Annotated in this window: 9 protein-coding genes; 6 read left to right on the top strand and 3 right to left on the bottom strand. The window is 55.6% G+C overall.

Translation table 11 applies throughout. The features are described from left to right. Positions 1 to 135: 135 nt before the first annotated feature. Positions 136 to 1137, top strand: a complete 1002-nt coding sequence (locus SV7mr_RS17380) for a CDP-alcohol phosphatidyltransferase family protein (RefSeq protein ID WP_145278556.1) — start codon at positions 136 to 138, stop codon at positions 1135 to 1137. A gap of 3 nt (positions 1138 to 1140) precedes the next feature. Here the strand turns inward: SV7mr_RS17380 and hrpB are convergent, their stop codons facing one another. Together hrpB and SV7mr_RS17370 are read right to left on the bottom strand one after the other, a co-directional pair. Then, positions 1141 to 3741, bottom strand: a complete 2601-nt coding sequence (hrpB, locus tag SV7mr_RS17375) for an ATP-dependent helicase HrpB (protein ID WP_419187531.1) — start codon at positions 3739 to 3741, stop codon at positions 1141 to 1143. Between the two features lie 38 nt (positions 3742 to 3779). Then, positions 3780 to 4844: an alpha/beta hydrolase-fold protein gene (locus tag SV7mr_RS17370; RefSeq protein WP_419187530.1), complete on the bottom strand. Its 1065-nt coding sequence runs from the start codon at positions 4842 to 4844 to the stop codon at positions 3780 to 3782. 391 nt (positions 4845 to 5235) lie between these two features. Between SV7mr_RS17370 and SV7mr_RS17365 the strand changes: the two genes are divergently transcribed. The 5 genes from SV7mr_RS17365 to SV7mr_RS17345 are packed head-to-tail and all read left to right on the top strand — an operon-like array spanning position 5236 to position 13253. Further along, positions 5236 to 9165, top strand: coding sequence for an outer membrane protein assembly factor BamB family protein (locus tag SV7mr_RS17365; RefSeq protein ID WP_145275006.1), 3930 nt, complete (start codon positions 5236 to 5238; stop codon positions 9163 to 9165). Continuing rightward, the gene (locus SV7mr_RS17360; RefSeq protein ID WP_145275004.1) at positions 9162 to 10199 is read left to right on the top strand and encodes a hypothetical protein; all 1038 of its coding nucleotides are present in this window, start codon (positions 9162 to 9164) and stop codon (positions 10197 to 10199) included. The genes SV7mr_RS17365 and SV7mr_RS17360 overlap by 4 nt, the downstream gene beginning before the upstream one ends. A 60-nt stretch (positions 10200 to 10259) precedes the next feature. Continuing rightward, a complete protein-coding gene (gene modA / locus SV7mr_RS17355; protein WP_145275002.1) occupies positions 10260 to 11777 on the top strand; it encodes a molybdate ABC transporter substrate-binding protein in 1518 nt (505 codons plus the stop codon). After that, entirely contained in the window at positions 11770 to 12618 is an 849-nt protein-coding gene (locus tag SV7mr_RS17350) for an ABC transporter permease (RefSeq protein ID WP_145275000.1), read from the top strand. The genes modA and SV7mr_RS17350 overlap by 8 nt, the downstream gene beginning before the upstream one ends. Continuing rightward, a complete protein-coding gene (locus SV7mr_RS17345) occupies positions 12615 to 13253 on the top strand; it encodes an ABC transporter ATP-binding protein (RefSeq protein WP_145274998.1) in 639 nt (212 codons plus the stop codon). Before SV7mr_RS17350 ends, SV7mr_RS17345 begins: the two co-directional genes overlap by 4 nt. A 1-nt stretch (position 13254) precedes the next feature. Here the strand turns inward: SV7mr_RS17345 and SV7mr_RS17340 are convergent, their stop codons facing one another. Beyond that, positions 13255 to 14019 (bottom strand): HesA/MoeB/ThiF family protein, encoded by a 765-nt coding sequence (locus SV7mr_RS17340; protein WP_145274996.1) that lies wholly within the window; start codon positions 14017 to 14019, stop codon positions 13255 to 13257. Between the last annotated feature and the right edge of the window lie 2 nt (positions 14020 to 14021).

The raw sequence follows: 14021 nt of genomic DNA, 5'->3' as shown, positions 1-14021 counted from the left end.
CCGCACCACCGGAGTCGAAGATCTTCAAAGCAGTGGTGCAAGCACGGCGCCGTAGGATTGATGGATGCTGCTCAACAGGCTCTTAGGCTAGAGAGCGAACAAGCATCGCCACAGACACATTACCTCAGGTCACCGATGAGTGAACTAAAACGCGAATTTCAGTCCTCTTCGGAATCCGACGATGGCGAGCTCAATGGTCATGACTTGGCCGCCGCTCCAGAGTCCGACGCCGACGATGGGATCGATGTTGAGGATAGCAAAGCCGTGCGCCGTGCGAATCGCAAGAAGCGACGCCGAAAACGCAGGCAGCTGATGTTGGCTGTCTTGCCAACCTCATTGACGCTAGGCAATGGTGTGTGTGGCTTGGGAGCCATCGCGATCGCGGTTAGCGGCGAAGAAATCGGTTGGTCGCTTGAGCAAAAGCTCTTCACTGCCGGAGCGTTGATCTTTGGCGGCATGTTGTTTGACGCACTGGACGGATCGGCTGCCCGACTTGCTGGGCAGGAATCGGAGTTTGGTGCTCAGCTAGATAGTCTGTGTGATGCGGTCACCTTTGGCACTGCACCGGCGGTCATCATCTGGCGCATTACCGATGCCTTGCCGCAGCGTTTTTTGTGGGCCGTCGGTGTCTTGTTTACCTTGGCCGTGTTGATCCGCTTGGCTCGCTTTAATGTCGAAACCGACGAGGGTGATTCGCACCATACCTTCGAAGGCTTGCCCAGTCCTGCAGCCGCCGGCACCGTTGCCTCGTTCGCCATTGCCATGCCAGAACTCAAGTCAATCGCGTCCGACGGGAGTTACCCGGAATGGATGGCCTGGTTAGCGCAAAAGACACTCGAAGGTTCCCACTATTTCATTCCCGCGTTGGCGGGCGTGTTGGCTTATCTGATGGTGTCGCGTTATCAGTTCCCGCACTTGTTCGCTCAGTACGCCTCTGGGAAACGTTCGCCGCATCAGATCGGTCAAGCGATGTTTGTGATCGGTGGCGTGTTTCTCCTGCACTGGTTGGCGGTTCCGATTCTGCTTTGCATTTATGCCTTTGGAACGCCGATTCGGACACATTTGCGGCGGTCTTTCAATCGCGAACCCTCGGACTTGGCGTCAGTTGACCAGGTCGATGAGACCCTTGAGAACTGAGCACTATGAGCGTGGTTTCAGTCCGTTGCGGGTGGCTTGAGCACTGCCTGGGTCATCCGGCCAGTGATGTTTGCTGTAACGCCGTTTGAGTTCTTTTTTGATTTCCGGGTAGGTGTTCTTCCAGAAGCTTTCCAGGTCGTCGGTGATCTGCTGCGGTCGGTGGTTGGGGCCCAGTAAATGAAGCTGAACGGTGACGCGACCACCGGCCAGCGTGGGAGTTGTTTTCCAGCCATAGATTTCTTGGATCCGAACCGGCAGCACCGGCGGTTTTCCCGCTTGATAGTGCACGCGCAGCCGGTTTCCGCTAGGCACTTGCAAGCTGGACGGAGCGTTCTGGTCCAGCCACTGTTGTTGTGCGTAGTCGAGTCGCCCGATTAGAAAGTCGCGCCAGGGGGCTTGTTCAAGTTCCTTCAGTGACGTGAATTGTTGGCAAAACTGTTCCAGGACGGCCCTGATGGCATCGTCGCAGCTTTCGGTCAGCGGGTGATCGCTGCAGTGTTCGTCAATGAACTGCCATCGATTCACCAAGCTTTGCAAGTCTTTGCCGCCGGCGTGCAGGATGCGTTCGAGTTCGGGCATTGCGTGCGACTTCAGCAGTGCCGCGGTTTGTTCATTGGCGACACGCTTGGCGGGGCTTTCGTGTAAAACCAAATCAGCAAACTTCGTCTGCGAGCGAGCGATCACGGCTTGCCGGTCTTCGTCAAAGAAAAATGTTTCTCCGCGAATCAGTTGCTCTGCCGGGAGCCAATCTTGCTTGACAGCCGACGCCATGCGGACCAGCGCTTCTTTGGAGCCGTCTTGCAGATCAAGGCAAAGAAACAGTTTGGCATCCTTGACCAGCGAGCCACGCGCCAGACGCACGCCGCGGCCGCCAACCATTCTTGCGGTATCCGAACCCTGTTCTCTGCGCAAGGCCAGGCGGTCCGCGTAGGCAGTCAGCAACGACCGGCAAAGCCCTTCCCGACGACCGACAGAGGCGTTGTGATCCGCGTCCGTGTTTGCTGAGTCCTTGTCCCTGACCATCTGCTGATAACGCTTGGCAACACGCTCAATGGTCTTGGCGGCAGCGGAATGGATCATGTGACCGGAGCGACCCTGGAAATGAGCCTCCAATGCTTCCACGCGCTCGACGAGGTCGCTTTCCAACCCGGTTGCCGATGGCCTTGGGAATGACGCATCGCGTTCAAAGGGGCTGCGTTCGGAAAGCAGCGCCGCCGCAATCGCGGCTTGCTCCAAACAGCCTTCATCGGCAGCCGCCAGCAGGAGTCTTGCCAAACGAGGCGACGTTGGCAGCTGTTGCATGCGATTGCCAAGCTCTGTCGCAGCGCCCTGTTCATCAATGGCTCCCAGTTGCTGCAGCAGACGCTTTGCTGCCGTGATGGCCGAATCCGTGGGCGGCGTGACCCAGGGGAATTCACTGACGTTGCGTTCACCCCAGCAGGCCAGTGTTAACACGGCGCCTGACAGATCGCCACGCAGGATTTCAGGCAGCAGATGCTTGGCTCGGATCCGGTGCATCGCTTGCGGCCACAGTCGAATTGCGGTCCCTGCTGCGGTTCGACCTGCACGGCCCGCACGCTGATCCGCAGACGCTTTGCTGATCGGTTGAAGTTCGAGTCGAGGGATGCCGGTGGCGGAATCAAATCCGGTGATCCTGGCCAGCCCAGTGTCAATGACGCAGGTGATTCCATCAATGGTGACGGAGGTCTCTGCGATGTTGGTGGCCAGGATGACTTTGCGATGTGGAGACGGCAGAAACACTCTGTCTTGGTCGCCCGGTTTCTGTTCTCCATAGAGCGTCAGGAGATCGAGTTCGCCGGTGCGGTTTGAGCGGATCATCTTTTCCAGTGTTAGGATCTCGCCAACGCCTGGAAGAAAAATCAGCGTGTCGCCGGTCGTCTGTTCGCAGACGCGGTTGAATGCTTCAAAGGCACGCTGGGCGATCTCCGAGCGACGATTACCGGTGACCGAAAGCGATTCGGTGTAGGAGATCTCGACGGGGAATTGTCGCCCCGGACAGCGAATGATTTGGGCATCGTTCAGCAGTCCAGCCACCGAATCGATGTCGAGCGTTGCGCTCATCACAATCAGCTGTAACTCCGGTCTTAGTTCCGATCGGATCTGTTGCAGCATGCCCAACGCCAAATCCAGATCGATCGAACGCTCATGGAACTCATCCAAAATCACGCACTGGACGGTTTCCAGCAGCGGGTCGCTTCCGAGTTGTCGCAGTAAGATGCCGGGCGTCATTGCAACCACACGGGTCGCCTGAGAGAGCTTGCGATCAAAACGGACGTGATAGCCATAGTCCTGTCCCACGATCTGATCGGCTAATTGGCTCAATCGAGTCGCCGCAGCCCGAGCGGCGATGCGCCGCGGCTGAATCAAGACGATGCGTCCGGCTTCTGCAGGCAGTGCGGATGCCAGTGCTGGTGGGACGCCTGTTGTCTTGCCGGCACCGGGTTCAGCTTGCAGGATGATTGGCCGTGACGTCCCAACGGCACTTAGAACATCAGGGATGACCTGATCGATCGGCAGCCCTGTCTTGTGCGGACTGTGGTGGCCCACGATGTTCTTGCTCGGTGGCTTGTTGCCGTTGTTCACGTTGCCTGCGATTGAAAAAAGAAGCGTCTGGCGGCCTGCTATTGGAAAAGCTTTGGAAGGAATTGTGGCAGATATTCATCACGCCAAACATCCCAATTGTGCGAGCCTTTCGTTTCCAGGTACTGATGTTCAACGTCAGCCTCGCTCAGCAGTTTCTCGAACCGATGATTGCGTTCGAGCAGGAAGTCTTTGTCTCCGCAGGCGATCCAGAACAATTGGTTCCGTTTCTTGAACGTGTCTAAGTCGGTCGCCAGGTCCTCCAGTGACTCTTGCTGAGGCATTGCCGCACTAAAGGCACCTACATAGGCAAACGCGTTGGTCGCCAGTGCGATTCGCGTGGAGTGACCGCCCCCCATCGATAAACCAGTGATTGCTCGAGATTCGGGCCGGTCGATGACACGGTAATGTTCAGTGACCCAGGGCAACAGGACTGTTTGGACATCTTTAATCATGGCAGTGTCATTGTTGCTGCCATAGTCTTTGTCCCGATTGCCGAAGGGCAGGGCGACGGGGTGGCCATAAGGCATCACGATGACCATCTCCTGGATGGTCTTTGCGGCAATCAGGTTGTCGGCAATCAAGTTTGCTCGGCCCACTTCGGTCCACGCTTGATGGTCGTCGCCAAAGCCATGCAACAGGAACAGCACAGGGAACTTCTGGTTTGGATCTTTGTTGTAGCTTGGCGGTGTGTAGACCAGCACAGGGCGTTGGCTTTCGGTCACCGGCGAATCGTAATAGTGCTCGTGCAGCGTGCCGTGAGGAACGCTTTGGCGTTCTGTGACCAGTGCTGGACTGCCAGGCACTTCAACGAGGTTGTTGATGGAGTACCATTTCTTGAACCAGCGATTGCGACGATCCAGTTGAGTGTTGCCGTCGACACGAAAATCGTATTCGTAGATGCCAGCAGGCAGCGGAGTGGAGGTGCCTTCCCAGTAGCCCTGTTCGGTCTTCGTTAACTCGACCGATCCGTTTTCGGTGCGATTGATTGACACCTTGACTGACTGAGCGTCTTTCGAGGTGGTGGTTCGAAAGGTGACGCTTCGGTCATCGTTAACTTCGGGGCTGCGTAGATGTTGTGCAGCGACGTTGGAAATGGCAGTCACGGAAACCAGGGTGAGTAGTAGAAGTGTAAGGCAACGAGGCATAGGATCACTAATCTTGCGAGGCAGAGGGTGGGGGGAGATGCTCACGAGTAGTTTAACCCGAATCATGCCCTCGTAGGGTGGTGCGTTTTCCAAACAATCCGAACCGTTGCTTTGGCTGAAACCAAGCTGTTGCATGGACCGCTGGGGCAGTTGCGTCTTGCTGGAATTCTAGAAACCACGCGTCAGCGAGCCCATCTCTGCGGACCTGCACTGGGGCGTGTTGCGATTGTTCAAAATCTTCTTCATCGTCGTCCTGGTTCTGTGCTGCGCAAGCGGTTCTAAGCTACAATCAAGCAGTCTGCCGTGACAGCCCTCCCTCCCCTTCTTTTCCACGCTTTGGAAGCATCTGATGAGCAGTCAACTCAACCGCAAGACGACCCTTCGTTCGTTCTCGCACCGCTGGTTCGTTTTAATCGCGATCGCGTTGATTCAACTGCCAAATTTGGCTGTGGCTCAGCAGTCCAATCCGTTTGATGCCGCGGCCTTGCTGAAACGTGCCGATGTGCGCGGCGGATTTGTGGTTCATTTGGGTGCCACTGATGCCGAGCAAACAAAGTCGCTAAAGCAGCATGAATCGATCCAAGTGCATGGACTTGTCGCGTCGTCGGACAAGGTTCAATCGCTGCGGCAACAGGTGATCGCCTCTGGCGATTACGGAGCGGTTGCCTTCGAGCATTTTGATGGTGAACAGCTGCCGTATGTTGACAACATGGTGAACTTGCTGATCGTCGAAGATCTTGGCGATGTCAGTCAGGACGAGATCAAGCGAGTCTTGGTGCCTGAGGGGATGGCATTGATCAAAGAGGGCCAGCAGTGGCAGGAATATCGCAAGCCACGGCCCGACAATATTGATGAATGGTCGCACTACCTTCATGATGCTACCGGAAACTCAGTGGCTCATGACGATGTTGTCGCGCCGCCACGTCACTTGCAATGGGTTGGCAGTCCACGTTGGTCGCGGCACCATGATCGCATGGCTAGCATGAGTGCGTTGGTGTCTTCGGGTGGCCGGATGTTCTACATCATGGACGAAGGCAGCCGAGTTTCGATTCAGTTGCCACCGGACTGGAAACTGATCGCGCGTGATGCCTTCAACGGCAGTGTGCTGTGGAAAAAAGAGATTCCCAAGTGGCAGTCGCATCTGTGGCCATTGAAAAGTGGTCCCTCTCAGTTGTCACGCCGACTGGTGGGAACACCACAGCGCGTGTACGTGACCCTAGGGTATGATGCACCGACAGTCGCCCTTGATGCTCAGACTGGCGAAGTTTTACAGACCTATCAAGGCAGTGACGCCACCGAAGAGATTATCTTGGCCGATGGTCGGTTGTATCTGCTGGTCCGCAAAGGCAAGGCCGAACTGGCTGAATACGCACCAGCATTTGGGACGGTGGGGGATCAACAGCGATCGCGAAACTTCTTTTGGAATGAAGAGCCACGCGTGTTGATGGCCTTCGATGCTCAGTCGGGTGAGCAGCTCTGGGCCAAACAATCAAAAGTGTCCCCGCTGACCATGTCGTCCAAAGATGGCAAAGTCTATTTTCATGACGGTCAACATGTTGTTTGCCTGGATGGGCAATCTGGCAAACCCGAATGGCAAAGTGATCCCGTCACGCGTCGTGATTCCTTTAATTTTAACTTTGGTCCACGGTTGGTGCTGTATCAAGACGTCGTGTTGTTCGCCGGGGGGGATGGCAAAATGATCAGCGCCGATGCGGCGACCGGCAAAACACTTTGGCAGGCACAGTTTCCAAACAGTGGTTATCAATCACCACAAGACTTGATGGTCGTTGATGGTTTGGTTTGGCTGGCCCCGCTAACCTCTGGTCGCGACACGGGGCAGTACACGGGCCGAGACCCTCGCAGCGGAGAAGTCATCAAGCAGTTCTCGCCGGACGTGGACACGTATTGGTTCCACCATCGCTGTTACATCGCCAAAGCCACCGATAACTTTTTGATGCCTTCGCGTACCGGGATCGAGTTTGTTGATCCTGACGCGGAGCACTGGGACATCAACCACTGGGTGCGTGGCGGTTGCTTGTACGGAGTCATGCCATGCAACGGTTTGACGTACGCACCGCCTCACAACTGTGCCTGTTATCCAGAAGCAAAGTTGTTTGGATTCAATGCCTTGGCTCCGACCGCGCCAACGCGTCCAATCCCTGTCGACGTTTCCGACGAGGGACGCTTGCAAGCCGGCCCGGCACGTCAGGCGGACTTGCTGGATGCACAGCCGGCAACGGGCGATTGGGTGACCTATCGTAATGATTCCACCCGAAGTGGAACCTCGTCTGTTCCGATCGATGGGCAAGTCACGCCCAAATGGCAAGTGGAATTGCCGGGCGAATTAACCGCCCCCGTGATTGCTGGCGGTCAGGTCTTTGTGGCTCAGAAAGATCGCCACACCCTGAATGCCTTGGGCGAGCAGGATGGCAAGCCGTTATGGTCATACACCATCGGAGCACGCATCGATTCGCCACCGACCGTTCATCGAGGACGAGTCGTCTTTGGCGGAGCGGATGGATACGTTTATTGTCTGACCACCGATGGTGAATTGGTTTGGCGTTTTCGAGCTGCCCCACTGGATCGCCGCGTGATGGCATACGAACAACTTGAATCGCTATGGCCTGTGCACGGCAGTGTCTTGATTCATAACGACATCGTGTACTGCGTGGCGGGACGATCGAATTTTCTCGATGGCGGATTAAGAATCTTGGGCTTGGATCTGGCCACCGGAGAGAAACAGTTTGAAACCGTGATGGACGAGACAAATCCAGAGACCGGGAACAACTTGCAGGAGAAGCTTCAGATCCTGCAGATGCCGGTTGGCTTGCCCGACATTCTGAGCACCGACGGTCGCCATGTCTTTATGAAGTCACAGAAGTTTGACTTCGCTGGCAACCGTTTAGAGATCGGGCCAAACTCCGGTGACTTTGCCACTCAGGCTTCCAAGCAGCGAGGCCCTGACGCGCACCTCTTTGCTCCGATGGGTTTCTTGGATGACACCTGGTTCCACCGATCCTATTGGGTTCTGGGACAGAGCTTTGCCGGAGGGCATGGCGGTTACTATCAAGCGGGCCGTTTTGCTCCGTCCGGACGCATCTTGGTCAAAGGAGATGGCTACGTTTATGGTTATGGACGGAAGCCACAGTACTTGCGCTGGACCACTGTGCTGGAACACCAATTGTTCGCTGCTGAACAGAACCCGCCAGAGATTCCCAAGGCGTCACGTGCACCGCGTCGTGCACCTCAGCCGGTGGGGCCGTCGGTCTCCTTCCCCATGACTCCTAGCCAAAATCCCACGGGCAAACCGATTACGGTTGAAGCTTGGATGACGACCACGAACCCTAACGGAGTCGTCGTCGCACGCGGTGGTCCTGCGGAAGGCTTTGCGATCGCTCTGAAGAATGGTCGCCCAGAGTTTCACGTGCGTGCCAAATCAAACTTGACCACCGTCACTGGTCCTAAACGAATCGTTGGCGGTTGGCATCACTTGGTTGGCGTCCTGGGGCCGGACGGTTCCATGCGACTGTACGTCGATGGCAATCGCGTCGCCGAAGGCAAGTCACCACAACTGTTGGCAAGTGATCCGGTCCAAGGATTCGACGTCGCCGTCGACAGTGTTTCTGCCGTGGGACCGTATCAGTCGCCTGCCGGATTCACCGGAGTCATTGATGAAGTCCGATTGTATTTCTTGGCAGCCACCGACGAGCAGATTACCCGTCGCTACGAGAACGGTGCGGAGATTTCATCCGATGCGGTGATCGCCGTTAGTTTTGATGACGGTAGCGCTCGCGATCATAGTTTGAATCGCAACAACGGGACCGTCGAAAGCGCTAAACTCGTTCAAGGCAAGTTTGGGAAGGCACTGCAATTTTCGAATCGCAAAAAGACTCCCAAGGGAAAGAAACCCCAGCAAGCCCAGTCCTTCGTCGAAACCAAGTGGGCCGAAGACGTTCCAATCTACGTTCGTGGCATGGTTCTGGCTGGGCGTCGGCTTTACATCATCGGGCCTCCAGACACGATCAACGAAGAAGAAACCTTTGAAAAACTGACCAACAGCGATCCGCAAGTGCAACAGGAACTGGATGCTCAGGATGCCGCGTTGAACGGGGCCGATGGTTCGCGTTTGTTGGTGATTAACACCTCAACGGGCGAAACGGAGCAAGATCTCGCAATGGAGCCGTTACCAACCTGGGACGGCTTAGCAGCCGCCAATGGTAACTTGTTCCTCACGACACTGGACGGCAAGGTGATTTGTTTAGGTGGTGAAGAAGAATGAACAAGCCTGAAATCATGCAGCGAGGCAGATTCAACTTCCCAGTCGCCGTTGGTCAACGGGCTGCGATCGGATTGGCGTTGCTGGTCTTCGTCGGTGCCGTCGCAGGTGCCTGTAACATTCCTGTGTTTCGCTATGCCTTGGAACGCTGGAAGCCGGATCAGGCGGAGCTGGTGATCTTTCACGACGCACCGTTAACGGAATCACAGCAGACGCTGGCCGAGAAACTCACGCGAGCCACGGTGGCCAAAGACCAAGGCACGTTGAATGCCGAAGTTCGGTTTGTGAACGTGATCAAGAATTCAGACGATGAATTAACAGACCTCTGGCGGTCATGGAACGAACAAGGCAAGCCACTTCAGTTGCCGATGGTTCTAGCCAGGACCAAAGTTGCCCGAGGCAAGCGAGTCAACCACTTTCATGGTCCGTTAGAGGATCAGACCGTGACCCAGTTTTTGCAGTCGCCTATTCGTCGTCAGTTGCGTGAGCGATTACTGGCCGGCCACAGTGTGGTGTGGTTGCTGGTGCGTGGCAAAAATGAGCCTCAGAACCAAGCGGCTCGCAACACGTTAAACAAGACCATGCGTCAGCTGGAACGGACGATCGAACTTCCAGAGGGGATTGGATTGCCCGGTTCTGAGCTTTACGCTGACACTCCCCTGGTGGTCCAGTTCAGTCTGCTTGAAATGGATGCCAATGATGCGCGTGAGCGAATGTTGGCCAGCCTGTTGACGGGGATTCGTAAGCAGGCCTTCGAAGAAGGTCAGCCGTTGTTGGTGCCAGTCTTCGGTCGCGGACGAGCACTAGAAGTGATTCCTGGCGAGGACTTGTCGGCCGGTTTGATCAGCGAGTTGACGCGGTTCCTAAGCGGAGCTTGCAGTTGCCAGGTCAAGGAGCAGAACCCCGGTTTTGATCTGATGATTGCAGCGGATTGGGATCAAGAATTGTTCGGTGGTTCCCAGAATCGTCCTCCCGACCGCAGTTCTCAAGAAGGTCAGAATCGCGAGCCAGAGTATGTGCCCATTCCACCGGGTTGATCTCTATAGCTGTGTCCTTGCATCCTTGTTGTTTTCCTCACTTTAGATTTAGCCGCAATCATGTCTCGCATTTACGCGTTGATGGGCGTCTCCGTTATCGCCTTTGCTCTGTTGTTGTTGGCCATGTCGGGCGGCGGCAGTAAGCAATCGGGTGATGGTTTGTTGTTTTACTGCGCGGCCAGCAATCGCGCTGTGATGGACGAGATTCTGAAACAGTATGAACAGGAAACCGGACGCCGTGTCGAAATCCAGTACGGCCCTTCTCAGACCCTGTTGTCCTCGTTAACGGTTGCTGAAAAGGGGGACTTGTTCCTGCCAGCGGATGATAGTTATCTGGATCTTGCCGCTGACGATGGATTGGTGCATGAGGTGATTCCCATCGCTTCGATGCGTGCGGTGATCGTTGTCCCCAGGGGAAACCCCAAAGGGATCAAGCAAATCGGTGACCTGCTTGATGATGATGTCCGTTATGTTTTAGCTGACCCCAAATCCGCGGCAGTCGGCAAAGTGGTTCAGCGTGAATTGGAAAAGACCGGCCAGTGGAAAACACTGGCCGAGAACGTGACTTCGTTTCGAGCAACTGTGACGGAGGTCGCCAATGATGTCTTAGTCGGCGCCGTGGATGCTGGCATTGTTTACGATGCGGTCCTGCACACCTACCCTGACTTACAGGCGGTTGAAGATCCGTCGCTGGCCGACACCGAATCCATCATTGCGGTCGGCGTGTTGGGCAGTAGTAAACATCCCGAAGATGCTTTGCACTTTGCCCGCTACGTTGCCGCCGCAGATCGTGGGCTGGAGCATTACCAAGGGCACGGATTTACGATCACCAACGGCGATCTCTGGGCAGAACGTCCTGAACTGACCATTTATGCTGGATCCATGTTACGCCCTGCGATTGAAGAAACCATCAAGAACTTTCAGCAGCGTGAAGGCGTTGATGTTCTTACCAAATACAACGGCTGCGGAATCTTGGTCGCTGAAATGCGCACTGGGCCCACGCCGGACGCGTACTTTGCCTGCGATGTCGAATTCATGAATCAAGTGAACGATCTTTTTCTGGAACCTGTTTCCGTTTCGCAAAATGAATTGGTGATTCTGGTTCCCAAGGGCAATCCTGAAAAGATCACAGGGCTTAGAGATTTGGCTCGCAATGATCTTCGTGTGGGCATCGGCCATGAAAAACAGTGTGCGATGGGTTGGCTCACACAGAACACGTTGAAGGAGAGCGGGGTCCAGTCAGAAATCATGGGGCGCGACCCAGTGCAGATGAACACCGGAGATCTCTTGGTCAACGCGATGAGAACAGGTGCTCTGGATGCAGTTGTGGTCTACTTGAGTAACGCGGCCGGCGCCGGTGAACTCTTTCAAGCGATTCGAATCAAAGAAATTGAGTGCAGCATTGCCGTCCAGCCTTGGGCGGTAGCGCGAGAGTCAAAGTATCCCTTGTTGGCTTCGCGTTTGTTCTCGCAAATCTGCTCGGCTGAATCACAGGCCACATTCAAGAAGAAAGGTTTTCGCTGGGATTTCACGCAGGACCAGGCGGTTGCCGCCGGAGGTGGCTCGGCTGATGAGTGATCGCCGTGGCAGCGAACTGCCCAAGCACCCACGACGGCGACGCAGCGATGTCCCGTTCTTTCTGGTTAGTAGCGGTATCTCAGCATTGTTTGTGCTGTTGATTGTCTTGCTGGTTGCTGCGGATGTGGCCTTTATTAGCCCTGCCGAATTTGCCGCAGCGATTGCCAAGCCGGAGATCAAGGCCGCCTTTCGGTTAACACTGCTCTCCTGCACCGCGGCATCGATCCTTTCGATTTGGGTGGCCACTCCGCTTGGATACCTGATGTCTCGCTTTCGATTTCCAGGCCGCTGGATCATCGACACGATTGTGGACATTCCGATCGTTTTGCCGCCACTGGTTTTGGGACTCAGTTTGCTGATTCTTTTCCATACGTCGGTAGGTGGGTTTCAATTGGAACGCTGGTTGACGGACTCGGTGGGTTTTCCTGTCACCTTTCATTGGCCGGCGGTCATTCTGGCTCAGTTTTCGGTGTCATGCGCATTTGCGGTCCGCACGATGCGCGTGACCTTTGATCAGATTGACCCGCGCGCCGAGGACGTGGCACGGACCTTGGGGTGCACTCGCAGTCAAGCGTTTGCCACCGTCGCCTTGCCACAGGCGATTCCCGGCATGGTGGCCGCGTTCACCATTGCATGGGCGCGAGCGTTGGGCGAGTTCGGTCCGATTTTAGTCTTTGCGGGTTCGACTCGCATGAAGACCGAGGTGCTTTCAACGAGCGTGTTTCTGGAACTAAGCATTGGTGAATTGGATGCCGCAGTGGCGGTTTCCTTGGTCATGGTTGCAATGGCCGTTGCCGTGCTGCTGGCGCTGCGAGTGATGGGGACGGGGTTGAACTCGTGATTGAAGTTCAAGGGTTATCGATTCAGGCGGGTGAGTTTGCCTTACAGGATGTTTCCTTCCAGGTTGCGACCGGGCAGTATGCTGTCTTGATGGGGCGAACCGGTCGCGGCAAGACGACGATCTTGGAAGCCATTTGTGGACTGAGAGGCTTGGTGTCAGGCAGCGTTCTGATCGACGAAGTCAACGTGACCGAGTGGTTGCCAGGAGATCGTCAAGTCGGTTATGTGCCTCAGGACGCGGTGCTGTTTCCAACCATGAACGTCCGCCAGCATCTTGAATTTGGACTGCAGCTTCGCAAGGCCGGTCGAAAGGTCTGCCAACAGAAAAGTGCCGCCATGGCAGCACTGTTAGGCATTGAGCATTTGCTCGAACGCTCGGTCAGGGCTCTCAGTGGCGGAGAATCCCAGCGAGTCGCTCTGGGCCGAGCCCTGGCGTTTGAGCCCCGTGTGTTGCTGCTGGATGAACCGCTGAGTGCCTTGGATCAAGAGACGCGATTGGAGATGCAGGGTTTGCTGCGTCAGATCAAAGAGCAGACAGGGGTGACGACACTTCACGTCACTCACAATCAAGACGAGGCCGATGCGCTGGCTGATCGCGTCTTGAGATTAGACGATGGCGTCGTTACCGAAGACTAGATCAGCTCGATGGTAGGTGGCCGCAAACGGCGCAGTCTTCTCGACGTTGGATCTGGAACTTCTGAAATCGCATGTTACGAAGATCCATTCGCAGCATTTCATTTGTCAGCGGCTTGCCGATGCCAGAGATCAGTTTGATCGCTTCGGTTGCAGCGAGACAGGCGACGGTGCCAGAGACGGCGCCAAAGACAGGAAACTGGCGTCGCCACGCTGGCGGAGCTTCGGGAGTCAAGCACCGCAGGCAGGCGGTTTGCCCAGGGATCACGGTGGTGATGTTGGCGTCCATCTCAAACATCGCGCTTTCAATGATCGGCTTGCCCTGTTGGACCGCTTCGTCGTTCATCGCGAAACGTTCTGGAAACAAGGGGGCACAATCAACGATCAGGTCGGCTTGGTCGACCAACGATTTGACGTTCGACTGGTCAACGTTTTGATTGACAGCCGTGATTTTCAGGCGGGGATTAAGCTCCAGTAGTCGTCGCTCAATCGATTCAATTCTGGGTTTGCCAATCCAGTCGTGCGTCATCAAGAGTTGACGATTCAGGTCGCTTGGTTTGACATTGCCAGCGTGTGCCAAGATCAAGTGCCCCACGCCAGCAGCCGCTAATTCATAAGCAACCACACTGCCGACGCCGCCCACGCGTGAGATCATCACGGACGCTTGTTTTAGCTTTGCTTGTCCTGCTTCGCCGAAGTCGTTGACCCAGAGCTGCCATTGATAGGTTGCTCGATCATCATCGTTGAGTTGGATGTCACCACTGTCCACTA

It is taken from the genome of Stieleria bergensis, assembly GCA_007745635.1.
Classification (GTDB): Bacteria; Planctomycetota; Planctomycetia; order Pirellulales; family Pirellulaceae; genus Stieleria; species Stieleria bergensis.
The sequence above is the reverse complement of the archived record's forward strand: the minus strand, read 5'-3'. Positions and strand labels throughout refer to the sequence as shown.

Excerpts from the sequence above, each read along its gene's own strand:
- SV7mr_RS17365 (WP_145275006.1), top strand. The coding sequence starts at position 5,236 with ATGAGCAGTCAACTCAACCGCAAGACGACCCTTCGTTCGTTCTCGCAC.
- SV7mr_RS17360 (WP_145275004.1), top strand. The coding sequence starts at position 9,162 with ATGAACAAGCCTGAAATCATGCAGCGAGGCAGATTCAACTTCCCAGTC.
- SV7mr_RS17350 (WP_145275000.1), top strand. The coding sequence starts at position 11,770 with ATGAGTGATCGCCGTGGCAGCGAACTGCCCAAGCACCCACGACGGCGA.
- SV7mr_RS17380 (WP_145278556.1), top strand. The coding sequence starts at position 136 with ATGAGTGAACTAAAACGCGAATTTCAGTCCTCTTCGGAATCCGACGAT.
- modA (WP_145275002.1), top strand. The coding sequence starts at position 10,260 with ATGTCTCGCATTTACGCGTTGATGGGCGTCTCCGTTATCGCCTTTGCT.